This window comes from Synechococcus sp. ROS8604, from assembly GCF_014279655.1.
Taxonomy (GTDB): Bacteria; Cyanobacteriota; Cyanobacteriia; order PCC-6307; family Cyanobiaceae; genus Synechococcus_C.
In genome coordinates, this window is the sequence record NZ_CP047946.1 from 2,626,256 (window position 1) to 2,639,408 (window position 13,153).

A 13,153-nucleotide genomic window follows, 5' to 3' on the forward strand; every position below is an offset into this window, starting at 1 on the left:
CACTTCAGTGGTTGATCGTCGCTTCAACGCTCAGCATCGTCTCCATCTCTCAACCACTTGGGCGGCTGAGCACGGAGTGTTAACTGCGTAGTGGGCGGCCAGCACAAACCCTCCAGGCGCCAAGCATGCAAGTGATACCCACCATCACCTGGTGTTGCTGTTGCAGACAGCCCCTGATCAGATTGATACAAGGGATCTCCCAACAAGGGACAGCCCAGTTGGGCGAGATGGATGCGGATCTGATGGGGGCGGCCTGTATGAATCCGCACTTCCAAGAGATCTCCCGTTCGCCTTCGCTCCCTCAATTGCACTGCAGAGTGAGCCGATAAGCGCTTCCGCAATCGCTCCAGCGTTGTTGGCTCTGGCCCCCAAATCCAACCGAGCAAAGGATGTTGCCGTTCGACAACGTCGGTTTGGATGACAAGCGTCTCACCGTGCTGAAGGCTCTCCAAACGAGGCGTCAAGGCCAGGTACGTTTTACGGCAATCACCTTGCGGTCGAAATTGCTTCGACAATGCAGCCCGGGTTTCGGGACGACGGGCGCAAACCTGAAGACCAGACGTGAACCGTCCGAGGCGATGAATGGGCTTCGGCACCAAGGCCTCGCCCTCAGAGTCGCTACTCCGCTCCAACAATGACGTCAGCGTGTGTGCCAGGAAGCCGCCACCTGGCATCACCGGTAATCCTGAGGGTTTATTGACGACCAGCACATCGCCGTCATCGTGAATGACCTCCCATTGATCCGGAACCGCAGCCTCAACCCAGGGAGGACGCGCCCAACGAATCCAATCGCCAGCCTTGACCTCGACGTCATCGGGACAAGCCAAACCATTCAGGGTGATTTCCCCGCTCGCCAAGCGCTGCTGCCAGATCGCTGCACTGGAATGGTGGTGGCGTCGTTCCATCACATCGCTCAATCGGGTGGACTGTTCCCCTGGTCGAACACGATCGCAATACGTCCAGCCGTGGTTCAACGCCGCCGGCCGCCATCCCGCCGGCACAGCCATCAGTTCACGAGGTGATGTTGAAGGGCATAACGCACGAGCTCCGTGCGGCTGGAGGTTTCCGTTTTGATGAAGAGCCGGCTCACATACTTCTCCACATTGCGAATCGAGGTCTCCAGCTGCCGGGCAATCTCCTTATTCATCAATCCCTCAGCCACGAGCTGCAACACACTGGCCTCCCTCGGCGTGAAATTGTGTTGGGCTGGGTCCTGATTGGGTAGGGCATCTGCCTGGGCAAGAAGCGAGCGGATCTCTGTGATCTGCTTGGCCATCTGACCCATATCGGTGTCAGCGAACCGTGCTGCCTCCTGCAATAACCGCTGCTGCCGCTGGGCCACATTTCGGACCCTGGCGACGAGTTCATCAGGGTCGAATGGTTTGGGGATGTAGTCATCAACGCCCGCGAGATAGCCCTGCGTGCGATCCGCCGTCATCCCTTTGGCAGTGAGAAAAATCACTGGCGTTCCGCCCAAACGCTCGTCTTCGCGCAGCTTGCGAAGCAAGCCATAGCCGTCAAGGCGAGGCATCATCACGTCGCTGATGACGAGATCGGGCAGCATTTGCTGAGCTTTACTGAATCCTTCTTCCCCGTCCTCGGCTGTCGTGACATCAAATCCCTCATCCTCTAAATAGGCCTGAACGGCAGTACGCAAACCAGGCTCGTCATCAACGAGCAGCAACCTTGGGGTCAGAACCTCGCTGGGAGTCTCCGTCATGGACCTGACGCATCTACGCGAAATCTAGAGGCGCTATTGGCTTGGCAACCGCAAAATCTCTTGGGATTCCTTCTGGAGCGTGGAGAAGCCCAACGCCTTGGCCTTCTCTGTCAAGGCAGAGGGATCTTCACCAGCAAGCTCTGGCTGACAGGCAGCCCACCACACCAAATGGTTTTCCCGATTCGCCAAGGTAACCAAACCACCCGGGTTGAGGCGCTGAAGATAAATCGCATTCTGATCGCGTGTGACACGCATGGGATCAGTTCGACTGCAACGCACCGATTCCGTTGGGATGATCAGATTCTCAGGAGATTCCCTCCAAAGCTTGTATCGCCTTAAATCAGGATCAGCCGAATCCACCTGGATGGCAAAAATTCCGAGAAGGGAAGTGCCACCTAGCTCACGCGTCTCGAGAACGACCAAGTCGGCAGGCCTCGACGCCCGCATCTGTTCAAGAACCTTCTCACGCAGAGATGGCTCTGCCAAGCCGGGTTGCAGAACACTGATCGCGAGCACACTCAAGCTGGTCATCCAATAAGCCGCACGCATCAGATAGAACGACAGACTCACACCATGCTGCCAAGCCCCGAAGCCGTCTTGACTCAATCGGCACCGATTGCCCTCGACCATCAAGCCACAACGCCGTGTCACCAGGATGTGGTGACGGCCATGGAGCCCTGGTGGAGTGAACAATGGGGAAATCCTTCCAGTCGGCAACATCGGCTCGGACTGACGGCCGCCGCTGCCGTTCAGATGGCCCGAGAACAATTAAGCGATTGCCTGAACTGCTCAGATGAACAGCTGATCTTCACCAGCGGGGCCACAGAGGCCAACAACATTGCTCTGCTCGGACATGCACGCGCCATCGCTCGCGAGAGGGGAAAACCAGGGCATCTGATCAGCATGGTCAGTGAACATCATGCTGTTCTCGACCCCCTGCAGCAGCTTCAGCGCGAAGGCTTTCGCATCACCCTTCTCTTACCAGAGCCGGATGGTCTCCTCGACCCAAAAAAGCTTGAGGCCGCCATCACGGAAGACACCCAATTGGTGAGTGTGATGCTGGCCAATAACGAAATCGGCGTCATCCAGCCACTTCCTGAAGTCGCCGCCCTTTGTAGAGCTCACGGGGTGACGCTGCATAGCGATGCCGCTCAAGCCTTCGGCCACATCCCCCTGGACAGCCAACGTCTTGGCGCAGATTTCCTCAGCCTGAGCGCCCACAAACTGAACGGGCCCAAAGGGGTTGGTGCTCTGATCAGCAACCCAGACTTAACGGTCGAGCCGCTGCAATGGGGAGGGGGGCAAGAACGGGGGTTGAGACCTGGCACCTTGCCGGTGCCGCTCATCATCGGATTTGCCAAAGCGGCGGAGTTGGCCCTCAGCGATCTCGCTAGCCGCCGTCATCGCCTCGAACGTTTGCGCAATCGACTTTGGGAGGGCCTCAAGCAGAGTCAGCCAGCGCTACTTCTCAACGGACATGCCACGGCTCGACTGCCGCACAATCTCAACATCACCATTCCAGACGTCTCGGGAAGCAAGCTGCATCGAGCCCTGCGATCTCGCGTGGCCTGCAGCAGTGGCTCGGCCTGCAGTCGCGGCGAACCTTCCCATGTGCTGATGGCGTTAGGTCGAAGCCGCCAAGAAGCTGAAGCTTCCCTGCGGCTCAGCCTGGGGCGCAGCACCTCGGACCGCGACATCGACCTAGCCATCCAGGCCATAAACGATGCCATACACCAATTACGTCATAAAGCGTGAAATAAATAGTGCGCGTCGCTACTTTCCGGCCAAGCCTTTCAATCAACATCTGGCAATGAGCGACACCACGGAGAGCAGCAGGCTCCACGTCCTGCAAGCCATCGAAGATGGCTGGAACGCATTCGCTAAAGCACCCTGGACCTTTCTTCTGTTTCAAGCACTGGTCGCAGTCATTGCATTGCCCTTTGCAGCACTCGCGGGCCTAAGCGGAGCTCGTTTAGCAGCAGTGGAAGGGATTCCTGAAATTCACCCTGCAGGTGCGGCATTCCTTTTGGTCGTTGGCCTGGTTGGCTATGTGATTGTCGTTCTTTGGGGTGTGGTGGGCATCGTGCGCGGTGCCTGGTGCAGCCTTGAAGGCCAAAAGCCTTCTTTCAGCACTTTTGTTCGCTGGGATGGCAACGCAGCTGGACGACTCTTTATTCGTGGAATTGAACTCTTTGTTGTCTTGTTGATCATTGGTTTGATTTGCTCTTTGGTCGGTTTTGGTCTCGGCCAGATCAACCAGGCGCTTGCTGTCATTCCTGCGCTCGTTGCTCTTGTTCTGTTCATCTATTTGGGGATTAACCAGAAGTTTTTGCCCTTCATCGCTTTATTTGGCAAGAACGCCTCTTTTGCAGCAATCCAACGCGGACGCTCTGTGGTTGACCCCTCTTGGTGGACGGTCCTGTGGTTCTTCATCCTGGAAGCGGTGATCAACGCCATTGCCGCTGGATTCCAGTACGGCGGTTTGTTCGTTGTTGTTCCTGTCTTGGTGTGCATCTCGACAGCGGCTTACCGTCAGCTTTTCGGCACTGAGGACCAAGCCGGTCTGATCAACGAAAACTGAGCCCAATAAAAGCCGCAATCCCAAGCAGCGCCAGGAACAGTTGAGCCAGACGGCTGACGAGGAGGCCGGCCACTACCGCCAAGCCCACCACGGCTCCTTGGCGTAAGGCTTTGAGCCACCCGAAATTCACGGGTGGCTTTTTTTTGACCCAGGTCTCCACCACTAGAGCCCCAAGCCAGGGGCCGAACAAGGCTCCAAGCAATGGACCTCCAAAAGGGAGGGCCGGGAGAAGGCCGAACACCCCTAAGAGCAGACCCACCCCCGCCCCCGCCGCTGACCAACGGCTGGCCTTCAGGCGCATCGAGGCCAGGCCCAATGCCAATAGGTCGGCCACAAGGCCAAGACCGAACAAGACCAAAGCAACAACGAGCTCAGGCCAGGCCTGTTGCCAGCCAACAGCACCGGTCCAAATCAATCCACCTACAGGAAGCCAGATCAAGCCTGGAAGCAGGGGCAAGAGCGTGCCAGGAATCGCCAGCAGCTGCACCAACAGAGCAATCCACCACCACCATTCGGAAGACCAAGGAATGCTCATCGCTCAGACGAAGCGGTATCGGGCCTCCGCCTGGCAATTCTTAGTTTTGCGCTGCGACTGCGCGGGTTGTCCGCCTGCTCCTGTTCTGACGCCATCAACGGTTTACGCGTCACCCGCTCGAGCCGCTCCTCCTGAAGGAAAGCGGTTTTAACCCGGCGATCTTCCAACGAATGAAAACTGATGATCGCCAGGAGACCATCAGGCTTCAGCCAACCGGGCGCAATCTGAAGCAATTGGTCCAGCACTCCCAGTTCATCGTTCACAGCAATCCGCAATGCCTGAAAGGTGCGCGTGGCGGGATGAATCCTTCCCCGCCTGGCTTTCGGGGGGTAACAACCAGCGACGGCATAGGCCAACGCCGCCGTGCCTGCATAGGCGCCTTCTGCCGCCAAATCCGCCTTGATCCGTCGCGCAATCCTGCGCGACAAGCGTTCCTCGCCAAAGGCATAAATCAAGTCGGCCAGGGCATTCACGTCCAACCGCTCGATCAGCTCCGCTGCCGTTTCAGCTCCAGCCGCTGGGTTCATGCGCATGTCTAAGGGCCCGTCCAGCCGGAAGCTGAATCCTCTGGAAGCCACATCCAATTGGGGACTACTCACCCCAAGGTCTGCCAGCACCAGCGACACCGGTTCCTGTGGTTCAAACGAAGCAAAGTTGACCGGAACGATCTGCACACGCTCCAGGAAGGGCTCCAGCCTTGAAGCAGCAGCAGCCCTGGCCGTGGGGTCCTGATCCAATCCAATCAAATGCACGCCAGGACAGCGTTCGAGGATGAGCTTGCTATGACCGCCACCGCCAAGAGTGGCGTCGATCACAGCTGTGTTCTGCCAGAGGGATGGGGGCTGCTCAGACAAAATCTGCAGCAGCGTTTCAGCCAATACGGGCACGTGGCTGAAGGCCACACCAGAAGACAGCGAGTGATCGGGCATCGGTCCTTCCTAAGATCCCGATAACGCAATGAACCTCGGCTCACCATGACGCAGCTGGAAACGCGCACCGAGCCGATGGTGGTCAACTTCGGCCCCCATCACCCCTCTATGCATGGGGTGTTGAGGCTCGTCGTCACCCTTGACGGAGAAGACGTTGTGGATTGCGAGCCGGTGATCGGCTATCTCCATCGCGGCATGGAGAAGATCGCCGAGAACCGCACCAACGTGATGTACGTGCCCTACGTGAGCCGTATGGACTACGCAGCGGGCATGTTTTATGAAGCCATCGTGGTGAACGCTCCAGAGCGCCTCGCCAACATCCCGGTGCCCAAAAGAGCCAGCTACATCAGGGTGTTGATGCTGGAGCTCAACCGGATCGCCAACCATTTGCTCTGGCTTGGCCCCTTCCTTGCTGATGTTGGTGCTCAAACACCGTTCTTTTACATCTTCCGTGAACGGGAGATGATTTACGACCTCTGGGAAGCGGCCACTGGCCAGCGACTCATCAACAACAACTATTTCCGCATCGGTGGTGTTGCCGCCGACTTGCCCTGGGGCTGGTTGGAAAAGTGTCGTGATTTTTGCGACTGGTTTGGTCCAAAAATTGATGAGTACGAAAAACTGATCACCAACAACCCCATTTTTCGTCGTCGCATCGAAGGGCTCGGCGTCATCGGCCGAGAAGAGGCCATCAATTGGAGCTTGTCAGGTCCAATGCTGCGGGCCTCCGGAGTGCCTTGGGATCTCCGCAAGGTGGATCACTACGAGTGTTACGACGATTTCGATTGGGATGTGGTCTGCGAGAAGGAGGGTGATTGCTTTGCTCGCTACCGCGTGCGCATCGAAGAGATGCGTCAATCGCTAAAAATCCTGCGCCAAGCCTGCGACATGATCCCCGGCGGCCCCACCGAAAATCTCGAAGCCCAGCGCATGGCGGAAGGCAAAGACAGCCCCTTTGCCGGATTCGACTATCAATATGTGGCCAAAAAAGTGGCGCCTACGTTCAAAATCCCCAATGGTGAGCTTTACACCCGCCTGGAATCAGGCAAAGGCGAAATCGGGGTGTTCATCCAGGGCAACAACGACGTCACCCCCTGGCGCTTCAAGATCAGGGCCGCTGACAGCAACAATCTCCAGATCCTTCCTCACATCCTCAAAGGACACAAAGTTGCCGACATCATGGCGATCCTGGGCTCGATCGACGTGATCATGGGATCGGTTGATCGCTGATCGCCCTGAACGTCGTTCTGCGCCGATTCCGCCAGTCAGGGTTCCTCGTCCCAAGCACCCTGACCATGCTCCTCTGGTTCAAAGGACGCTACCCGCAAATCCCAGGCTGGGACTGCCCATTTCGCGGTATCACAGGAATTCCCGGCCCAGGCTGCTATCTAACGAGGGCCACCTCCGCCGCTCTCACTGGTGACCTTCACCGTGCCTTGGAGTTCCATCTGTTTGGGCCGATTGTGGCGGCAGCATTGCTGAGCTGGAGCGTCATGGCCCTTTGCAAACGGCGGCTCATCCCGGTGCGTTTCAGGCTTGCAACCATCAGCATCGTTGCTTCAGCCTTCGCTCTGTATTGGCTCCTTCGGCTGGTGGTCAGCTATGGCTTTGGAGTGGTTGGTTCGCCGGGCTTTCCAGCTCCAGGCTGAACCAATCCACCGAGCTTCTTCGTCCCCTTGTCCATCACCGTGCCATCCCCCAACCACTGGCTTCAGCTTCAACGCAACGTGCGCTTTGGGGAGACCGATGCGGCCGGCGTGATGCATTTTTATCAGCTGCTTCGCTGGTGCCATGAGGCCTGGGAAGAGAGCCTTAACCGTTATGGCATCGGCGCAGGCACCATCTTCCCTGGCTGTCGAGATGCCAGTGAAAGGCCCACCATCGCCCTACCGGTGGTGCATTGCGAAGCCGATTTCCAACGGCCAGTGCATGGCGGCGATGACCTGAGAATCCTGCTCGAACCTCAACGGCTCAACCCCGGCTGTTTCGAAGTGAGATACCGCTTTCAGATCGAGGAAACGGAGGTTGCCCGTGGTCTCATTCGGCACCTTGCCATCGAAACCGAAAGTCGCAGGCGCTGCGCCTTACCCGAGCCGATTGATCTCTGGCTGGAGGCCTCAACCGTAGGAAGACTCGAAGCGATCTAACGGCAGCGGCGCTGCAAAGACACAGCCGTGATCGCCCACACCAATCCAGCCACCTGGAGCGGCAGCATGCAAGCCGCAATCACCAAAGGGTGAAAGCCGTCATGGGCGTGGGTTGATAAGGCCGTTCCACTCACGCAGGCTGCGATCGCGAGCAGCAGGGTGGGGGCGGATGGCCAGAAACGGGGCTTCGCCATTAAAACCAGGCCTTTTGCTGCTCGAGATACATCTCCCTGAATTCATCTGTGGATTAGGTGAGGTAAATGATGCCTTCAATCATTCCGATCACGGACATCACGCCGGTCGCGACACCACAGGTCACAACCCCGCCAGCCAGGCTCACCACCAACATGATGATTCCGGCGTTGTTGTATCCCAAAACAAACTTGTGAATACCGAATGAGCCCAAAAAAATTCCCAACAGACCTGCTGCCAGCTTTTTGTTGCTGATTTCGGTTTCCGACAGCACGGTCATGGACTTAGCGCAGAAGACTTAATTCTTGCGACTCCAGCCAGCGCTGCCAACGACCCCGCTCCCATTTGCCCTCCAACGAGGGTTCAAGAACCGCGCACTCAAGCCATTGCAACGGTTGCTCGGCCGGTAGCCAGCCTGAGGTCATCTTGCGCATCGATGCTTGCACCGACGCCCAGCCCTCGGTCTCAATCCAGCCATCACGGCAACGAACCAACGCCACCAAACGCTGCCCCCATTCCTCACTAGGGACGGGCAGCAGCAGCACCGCTTCCAGCGGCAGACCCTGCTCCTGCGCATGAAGCAGGAGGCGTTGGCTGAGCTGCTCAGGAAACACCGTTTCACCCCCGGAATGGATGGCACCATCAACCCGGCCTCGTATCTGCACGCGCAGATCCCCCTCCCCTGCGGAAACGAGAGCGGCCGCATCTCCGGTGCACCACCAGCCCTCGGCATCCACGAGGGGATCCAGCCGACCATCACGCCAGCGAGCCAGCGCTAAACGCTCCGTTCGCACCCTCAACACACCAGCCCGGTCCAGCTGCAGCTCCACATCATCGAGGGGCGCACCACAGCCCAGCTCCCCTTGAAGGAAGCGATCGGGCGCCTGCGCCACCACCATCGCAGCGGTTTCGGTGGCGCCATAGCAAGGAGCAAGGCGAATCCCCTGATCGCGAGCACGCTCCGCCAAGGGGCCAGGCAGCCCGGCTCCTCCCACCCAAACCAATGCCAAATGCCGCAACCAAGCCAGCCCCTCGGGGTGATCCAGCAAGCGTTTGAGCTGGGTTGGAACCAAAGACACCACGGCCGGTTTCTGGCCCCAACCAGGGACGTCCCGACAGGTCGCCAGCAAGGACGGCGGATCTTTCATCAGCAAAGGCGGAAGCAGAACGTGCTGTGCTCCCCAAAGGCAACTGCGCCACCAAGGCATCAAGCCACTGATGTGGTGAACCGGCAGGGGATTGAGCAGGATCACCCCCTCTGGGCTGAGGCCAATCCCCCCGAGCCAGCGTCCACACGCTGCCGCAGAGCCATCGAGGTGAGCCCACGGCTGCAGGCACCAGCTCCGCCCCCCCTGACTACCACCACTGGCCAACACCACACCCCCCTTGCGCGGCCAAGCAAGGTCGGAGAGTGCATCAGGGAGTGAGTCGGGGAGTGAGAGGTCTCCATCGGTTAGACGTTCACCATCCTGGCCCACCTGCAAGTGCAACCAGGCCCCCGCCTCCACCGCTTGCTCCAGGGCGGCGAACGTCGCCATGCCTCCCCCAGGCTGCACCACCCATCGAACCAATCCTTGGAAGCCTGCGCTCACCCGCCCCCCCCGGCTGCTTCCCACACCTCTGCAGGATCAGAACTGAACAGGGGGCCAGCCGGACACCATCCCGGAGCCAGCCCAGGCGCCGCCGGTATTTCCCCCTGTGCCTGCAGGGCCGCCAAGTGCGCCAACCAGCGGCCACCGATCCCGGTTTCAAACGTTGTGCTCAGCATGAGGCGAGGCTTGCCCCGAAGCAAATCCCGCAGTAGAGGCCTTGGGTCTCCTTCCAACAACGGTCGACGCACCTGCCAGCCCTCCCACTGATCGCGCCAGGTGGGATGCGCCTGCAAGGACTCATCCAAAGCGACCGGCACCACAGCAGCGATCGCCTCAAGGCCCTCCCAATCATCAGCGGCAAGCGGTTGCTCGAACCACTCCAACCGTGAATCCCCGCGCAGCTGCTCCACCCATCGCCAAGCCTGCCGCCTGTCCCAGCCGCCATTGGCATCAAGCCGCAATCGCGCTGAAACCGGAAGCTTGTCGAGCAGACCCTGCAGCAAGCCCAACTCCTCCTCGTGGTCGCAGGCCGCCACCTTCCACTTCAGCGTGAACGGCAGGTTGGGATCCACTGAAGACAGCAGGCAATCCAGGGCATCCCCCATCGCCACTCCTGCCGGCAACAAGAACGCCGAGGTTGGCGCCTGTAGCCAACCAGCAGAGGAGGCACTCCCCAGCTCACCATCCAGCTCAGCCAGGGCAGCCCCAAGGGCGAAAGCCAACGCCGCTGGAACAGATACGAGCAAGTGTTCAAGGCTGCTGGCAGTCCAGACCACCCCAGGCTCCATCATCGGCACCATGGCCTCTTGGCAGGCCTCGAGCTGCTGGAGATCCAAGGGCGACACCTCTCCCCATCCAAGACGGCCAGCCGAGTCCTCCAAGCGCAACAACCAACCCCGACGTTGCTCCAAGACACCATTAGCAGTCCGGAGTGGGCGCGTGAGCTTGAACGCATAGGGCCTGATCTGCACGCGCAGCTCCATGGGTGTCAACTCAGGAGGGGGCCGAGCGCTAATCCCGCACTTAAGCCAAGACCGTTGAGAGCCTGAAAACGGAGCGCCAAAAATTTGCTGCCAGCGATTCGATCAGGTTCGGCATGGTGATCACGAAGCAAACGAATCAGCGCTGCTGCTGCTGGTAGGCCAATCGCGCTGAACAGGGCCGTGAGCGGCCAATCACCGTGAACAACTGGCACCCACTCGAGCGCGAGGGTGCCGGCCACAAACCAGGGCACCAAGGAAGCCGCTTTGGCCGTCCCCAAGCGCACCACTGGGGAGCGTTTGCCATGGGCTGCGTCCTCATCCACCTGATGAAAGTGGGAGCAAAACAACACCAGAGACGTGGCCAACGCAGGGCCTGAGCCCAGCAACAACGCGAGCTGCCAAGGCACTCCCGCCTGATCAGTAGGAGCCAGCACCAGCAATGCCGCCGCCGTCGCAAAGGGACCAAAAGCAAGCCAGCAAAGCGGCTCCCCCCATCCCCGATAGGCCAAGCGAAAGGGTGGACCCTGATACAGGTATCCGAGTCCACAGCTCACCAGCACAAGGGGGAGCACCACGAACGAGCTGCGCAGGGCGAGGATCAGCATCAGGCCTAAGCCCAGCATCAACGCCAAACAGGCCCAACGACGGACAGACCGTCGCTGCCCTACCAGCGCCACGATCGAATGGGGCTTGCCAACCACATCCACACCGGTGTCGGCATCAAACAAATCATTGCTGAGGTTTTCCCAAAGAAGAAGCAGCACCGCCGCGAGCAAAAAGCCTGAGAACTGGGACCAACGCACTGACTCCTGGGCCCCCAGGCGCCAACCTGCCGCCAACAGCACGGGCATCACAGCAACCGAGTACATCCGCCACTTGATGGCGGCCTTCCACAGACGTCGGCGATCGGACATGGAGTAACGGGTTGCAACAGCCTGGGGACCTGGCATGGGCAGGATCGAGACACACTGCGATGTGGCTCATACATTTGAGCAGGACGCTGCACTGATTCGCCGGGCCATGACAGCCGCACTTCAACAACCAACGGCTGCTCAGCGTTTCGGCACACTGCTCGACACCGCTCAGCGCGCTTGGCATGAGCGCCAAGTGGAGGAGGGCACCTTCAGCATCGCCGTGCAGGTTCCCGCTCAGGATCCGCTCAAGCAATTGCCATGCCTGGCGGGAGAAAGCGCTTTCCGGTTCCTATGGGACAGCGCCCCAGGCCTCTGCCTCGCTGCGGCCGGTCAATGCCAAAACCTTGAGCTAGCAGGTCCGCGGCGATTTGAGCTGGCCCAACGTTTCAGCGACACCACCCTGCAACGCCTGATCGATGCCAGCCCTGAGGCGCCGTGCCAGGCCCGCTCCCGGGTTTTGCTCGCCTTCAGTTTCTTCGAGCAGAACCGGGAACAGCAGGGCAGTCTGAACACAGTCCCCTGCCTGCAAGCGCTGCTCCCCCGCTGGCAACTCAGCAGACATGGCCAACAAAGCTGGTTGCGCATGCATGGCCATGCCTCCGATGCCTCCGATGTGCGGGTCTTGGTGGAAGCGCTTTGGCAGATGGCCGAAGCGCTCAACGCAAGCTCGCCTCATGATCGGCCAGGCGATGCAACGGTTCTGGGGACCCCCGTGGGCTGCTGGCAAGAGCGCTATCAACCAGCACTTGAACAAGGCTTGGCGTTGGTAAATGAGGGAGCACTGCACAAACTGGTGCTGGCCGTTCGTCAGTCGATCGAACTCACCACACCTCTCTCCCCCTTGCCGCTGCTGGAGAGCCTGCGGCATCAGCAAACCGGGAGCTGCCGCTTCCTCTGGCAACGAGGACCCAATGATGCTTTTTTTGGCGCCTCGCCGGAGCGTCTGCTGAGCCTGCGAAACGGACGGTTGCGGAGCGATGCCCTAGCCGGCACTGCTGGTCGAGGTGAAGGCGGCGACACCCTGATGCAATCGAGCAAGGACCGCCATGAACATGAGCTGGTGGTGAAAGCGATCAGCGAGAGCCTTCATGAGGAAGGGCTTGAACCCCAGAGCCCCCTGCGGCCCCAACTGGCGCGCCACGGGCAACTGATCCATCTGCACACCCCGATCAGTGCCGATGCCACAGGGCATCAAGCCCTTGCCCTCGCCGCCGCACTGCACCCAACCCCCGCCGTCGCGGGACTGCCCAGGCGGGAGGCCATGCATTGGCTGCAAACGCTTGAACCCTTCGAGCGGGGTGGGTATGCAGCACCCATCGGCTGGATCGACAGGGCTGGCGATGCGGAATTGCGGGTTGCGATCCGCTGCGGACACCTGCGCGGGCACCAGCTCGACCTCACCGCAGGCGCTGGCCTGGTGCGGGGATCGATTGCGGAGCGGGAATTACAGGAGGTCAGCCAAAAGCTGGCCGTCCTCGCCGACCAGCTTGATCTTCATTCAGGGAGCAGGGAGCAGGGAGCGAACGCAGTCGCCACTTCATTGATGACGGCTTGAGAGGA

General features: G+C 59.6%; 16 protein-coding genes. 6 read left to right on the plus strand and 10 right to left on the minus strand.

Annotation, left to right across the window (positions count from 1 at the left end; translation table 11 throughout):
- Positions 1-23 precede the first annotated feature (23 nt).
- The 3 genes from SynROS8604_RS14230 to SynROS8604_RS14240 are packed head-to-tail and all read right to left on the minus strand — an operon-like array spanning position 24 to position 2,269.
- A complete protein-coding gene (locus SynROS8604_RS14230; protein WP_186544472.1) occupies positions 24-1,007 on the minus strand; it encodes an RNA pseudouridine synthase in 984 nt (327 codons plus the stop codon).
- The gene (locus SynROS8604_RS14235) at positions 1,007-1,720 is read right to left on the minus strand and encodes a response regulator transcription factor (RefSeq protein ID WP_186544473.1); all 714 of its coding nucleotides are present in this window, start codon (positions 1,718-1,720) and stop codon (positions 1,007-1,009) included. Before SynROS8604_RS14235 ends, SynROS8604_RS14230 begins: the two co-directional genes overlap by 1 nt.
- A 33-nt stretch (positions 1,721-1,753) precedes the next feature.
- Entirely contained in the window at positions 1,754-2,269 is a 516-nt protein-coding gene (locus SynROS8604_RS14240; protein ID WP_186546014.1) for a hypothetical protein, read from the minus strand.
- 24 nt (positions 2,270-2,293) lie between these two features.
- Here SynROS8604_RS14240 and SynROS8604_RS14245 point away from each other — a divergent pair, with 24 nt between their 5' ends.
- Together SynROS8604_RS14245 and SynROS8604_RS14250 are read left to right on the plus strand one after the other, a co-directional pair.
- The gene (locus tag SynROS8604_RS14245; protein WP_186544474.1) at positions 2,294-3,475 is read left to right on the plus strand and encodes a cysteine desulfurase family protein; all 1,182 of its coding nucleotides are present in this window, start codon (positions 2,294-2,296) and stop codon (positions 3,473-3,475) included.
- Between the two features lie 55 nt (positions 3,476-3,530).
- The gene (locus SynROS8604_RS14250) at positions 3,531-4,301 is read left to right on the plus strand and encodes a hypothetical protein (protein ID WP_186544475.1); all 771 of its coding nucleotides are present in this window, start codon (positions 3,531-3,533) and stop codon (positions 4,299-4,301) included.
- Here the strand turns inward: SynROS8604_RS14250 and SynROS8604_RS14255 are convergent.
- Positions 4,288-4,836: a DUF456 domain-containing protein gene (locus SynROS8604_RS14255; RefSeq protein WP_186544476.1), complete on the minus strand. Its 549-nt coding sequence runs from the start codon at positions 4,834-4,836 to the stop codon at positions 4,288-4,290. The two genes, SynROS8604_RS14250 and SynROS8604_RS14255, sit on opposite strands and share 14 nt — an antisense overlap.
- Positions 4,833-5,765, minus strand: coding sequence for a 16S rRNA (cytosine(1402)-N(4))-methyltransferase RsmH (rsmH, locus tag SynROS8604_RS14260; RefSeq protein WP_186544477.1), 933 nt, complete (start codon positions 5,763-5,765; stop codon positions 4,833-4,835). Before rsmH ends, SynROS8604_RS14255 begins: the two co-directional genes overlap by 4 nt.
- Before the next feature lie 45 nt (positions 5,766-5,810).
- On the opposite strand from rsmH, the gene SynROS8604_RS14265 reads away from it, so the two are divergent.
- The 3 genes from SynROS8604_RS14265 (at position 5,811) to SynROS8604_RS14275 (ending at position 7,912) form a co-directional block, all read left to right on the plus strand.
- Complete coding sequence (locus SynROS8604_RS14265; protein ID WP_186544478.1) at positions 5,811-6,995, plus strand: NAD(P)H-quinone oxidoreductase subunit H; 1,185 nt, start codon at positions 5,811-5,813, stop codon at positions 6,993-6,995.
- Positions 6,996-7,060: 65 nt separating this feature from the next.
- On the plus strand, positions 7,061-7,414 hold the full coding sequence (locus SynROS8604_RS14270) for a DUF2752 domain-containing protein (protein ID WP_186544479.1): 354 nt from the start codon (positions 7,061-7,063) through the stop codon (positions 7,412-7,414).
- A 39-nt stretch (positions 7,415-7,453) separates the two neighbouring features.
- Entirely contained in the window at positions 7,454-7,912 is a 459-nt protein-coding gene (locus SynROS8604_RS14275; protein ID WP_186546016.1) for a thioesterase family protein, read from the plus strand.
- On the opposite strand, the gene SynROS8604_RS14280 is transcribed toward SynROS8604_RS14275, so the two are convergent.
- Genes SynROS8604_RS14280 through menA form a run of 5 tightly spaced genes read right to left on the minus strand, consistent with a single transcriptional unit; the run spans position 7,909 to position 11,629 of the window.
- Positions 7,909-8,106, minus strand: a complete 198-nt coding sequence (locus tag SynROS8604_RS14280) for a hypothetical protein (RefSeq protein ID WP_186544480.1) — start codon at positions 8,104-8,106, stop codon at positions 7,909-7,911. The genes SynROS8604_RS14275 and SynROS8604_RS14280 overlap by 4 nt on opposite strands.
- A gap of 53 nt (positions 8,107-8,159) precedes the next feature.
- Positions 8,160-8,384, minus strand: coding sequence for a TM2 domain-containing protein (locus SynROS8604_RS14285; RefSeq protein WP_186544481.1), 225 nt, complete (start codon positions 8,382-8,384; stop codon positions 8,160-8,162).
- Between the two features lie 4 nt (positions 8,385-8,388).
- A complete protein-coding gene (locus SynROS8604_RS14290; protein WP_186546018.1) occupies positions 8,389-9,642 on the minus strand; it encodes an AMP-binding protein in 1,254 nt (417 codons plus the stop codon).
- A gap of 50 nt (positions 9,643-9,692) precedes the next feature.
- Positions 9,693-10,679, minus strand: coding sequence for an o-succinylbenzoate synthase (locus SynROS8604_RS14295; protein ID WP_186544482.1), 987 nt, complete (start codon positions 10,677-10,679; stop codon positions 9,693-9,695).
- Between the two features lie 5 nt (positions 10,680-10,684).
- Complete coding sequence (gene menA, locus SynROS8604_RS14300; protein ID WP_186544483.1) at positions 10,685-11,629, minus strand: 2-carboxy-1,4-naphthoquinone phytyltransferase; 945 nt, start codon at positions 11,627-11,629, stop codon at positions 10,685-10,687.
- On the opposite strand from menA, the gene SynROS8604_RS14305 reads away from it, so the two are divergent.
- Positions 11,628-13,148: an isochorismate synthase MenF gene (locus SynROS8604_RS14305; RefSeq protein WP_370586523.1), complete on the plus strand. Its 1,521-nt coding sequence runs from the start codon at positions 11,628-11,630 to the stop codon at positions 13,146-13,148. The two genes, menA and SynROS8604_RS14305, sit on opposite strands and share 2 nt — an antisense overlap.
- Positions 13,149-13,153 lie beyond the last annotated feature (5 nt).

Excerpts from the sequence above, each read along its gene's own strand:
- SynROS8604_RS14265 (WP_186544478.1), top strand. The coding sequence starts at position 5,811 with ATGACGCAGCTGGAAACGCGCACCGAGCCGATGGTGGTCAACTTCGGC.
- SynROS8604_RS14295 (WP_186544482.1), bottom strand. The coding sequence starts at position 10,679 with ATGGAGCTGCGCGTGCAGATCAGGCCCTATGCGTTCAAGCTCACGCGC.
- rsmH (WP_186544477.1), bottom strand. The coding sequence starts at position 5,765 with ATGCCCGATCACTCGCTGTCTTCTGGTGTGGCCTTCAGCCACGTGCCC.
- SynROS8604_RS14270 (WP_186544479.1), top strand. The coding sequence starts at position 7,061 with ATGCTCCTCTGGTTCAAAGGACGCTACCCGCAAATCCCAGGCTGGGAC.
- menA (WP_186544483.1), bottom strand. The coding sequence starts at position 11,629 with ATGCCAGGTCCCCAGGCTGTTGCAACCCGTTACTCCATGTCCGATCGC.
- SynROS8604_RS14280 (WP_186544480.1), bottom strand. The coding sequence starts at position 8,106 with ATGGCGAAGCCCCGTTTCTGGCCATCCGCCCCCACCCTGCTGCTCGCG.
- SynROS8604_RS14240 (WP_186546014.1), bottom strand. The coding sequence starts at position 2,269 with ATGCGTGCGGCTTATTGGATGACCAGCTTGAGTGTGCTCGCGATCAGT.
- SynROS8604_RS14285 (WP_186544481.1), bottom strand. The coding sequence starts at position 8,384 with ATGACCGTGCTGTCGGAAACCGAAATCAGCAACAAAAAGCTGGCAGCA.
- SynROS8604_RS14255 (WP_186544476.1), bottom strand. The coding sequence starts at position 4,836 with ATGAGCATTCCTTGGTCTTCCGAATGGTGGTGGTGGATTGCTCTGTTG.
- SynROS8604_RS14290 (WP_186546018.1), bottom strand. The coding sequence starts at position 9,642 with ATGGCGACGTTCGCCGCCCTGGAGCAAGCGGTGGAGGCGGGGGCCTGG.
- SynROS8604_RS14230 (WP_186544472.1), bottom strand. The coding sequence starts at position 1,007 with ATGGCTGTGCCGGCGGGATGGCGGCCGGCGGCGTTGAACCACGGCTGG.
- SynROS8604_RS14305 (WP_370586523.1), top strand. The coding sequence starts at position 11,628 with ATGGGCAGGATCGAGACACACTGCGATGTGGCTCATACATTTGAGCAG.
- SynROS8604_RS14235 (WP_186544473.1), bottom strand. The coding sequence starts at position 1,720 with ATGACGGAGACTCCCAGCGAGGTTCTGACCCCAAGGTTGCTGCTCGTT.
- SynROS8604_RS14250 (WP_186544475.1), top strand. The coding sequence starts at position 3,531 with ATGAGCGACACCACGGAGAGCAGCAGGCTCCACGTCCTGCAAGCCATC.
- SynROS8604_RS14245 (WP_186544474.1), top strand. The coding sequence starts at position 2,294 with ATGCTGCCAAGCCCCGAAGCCGTCTTGACTCAATCGGCACCGATTGCC.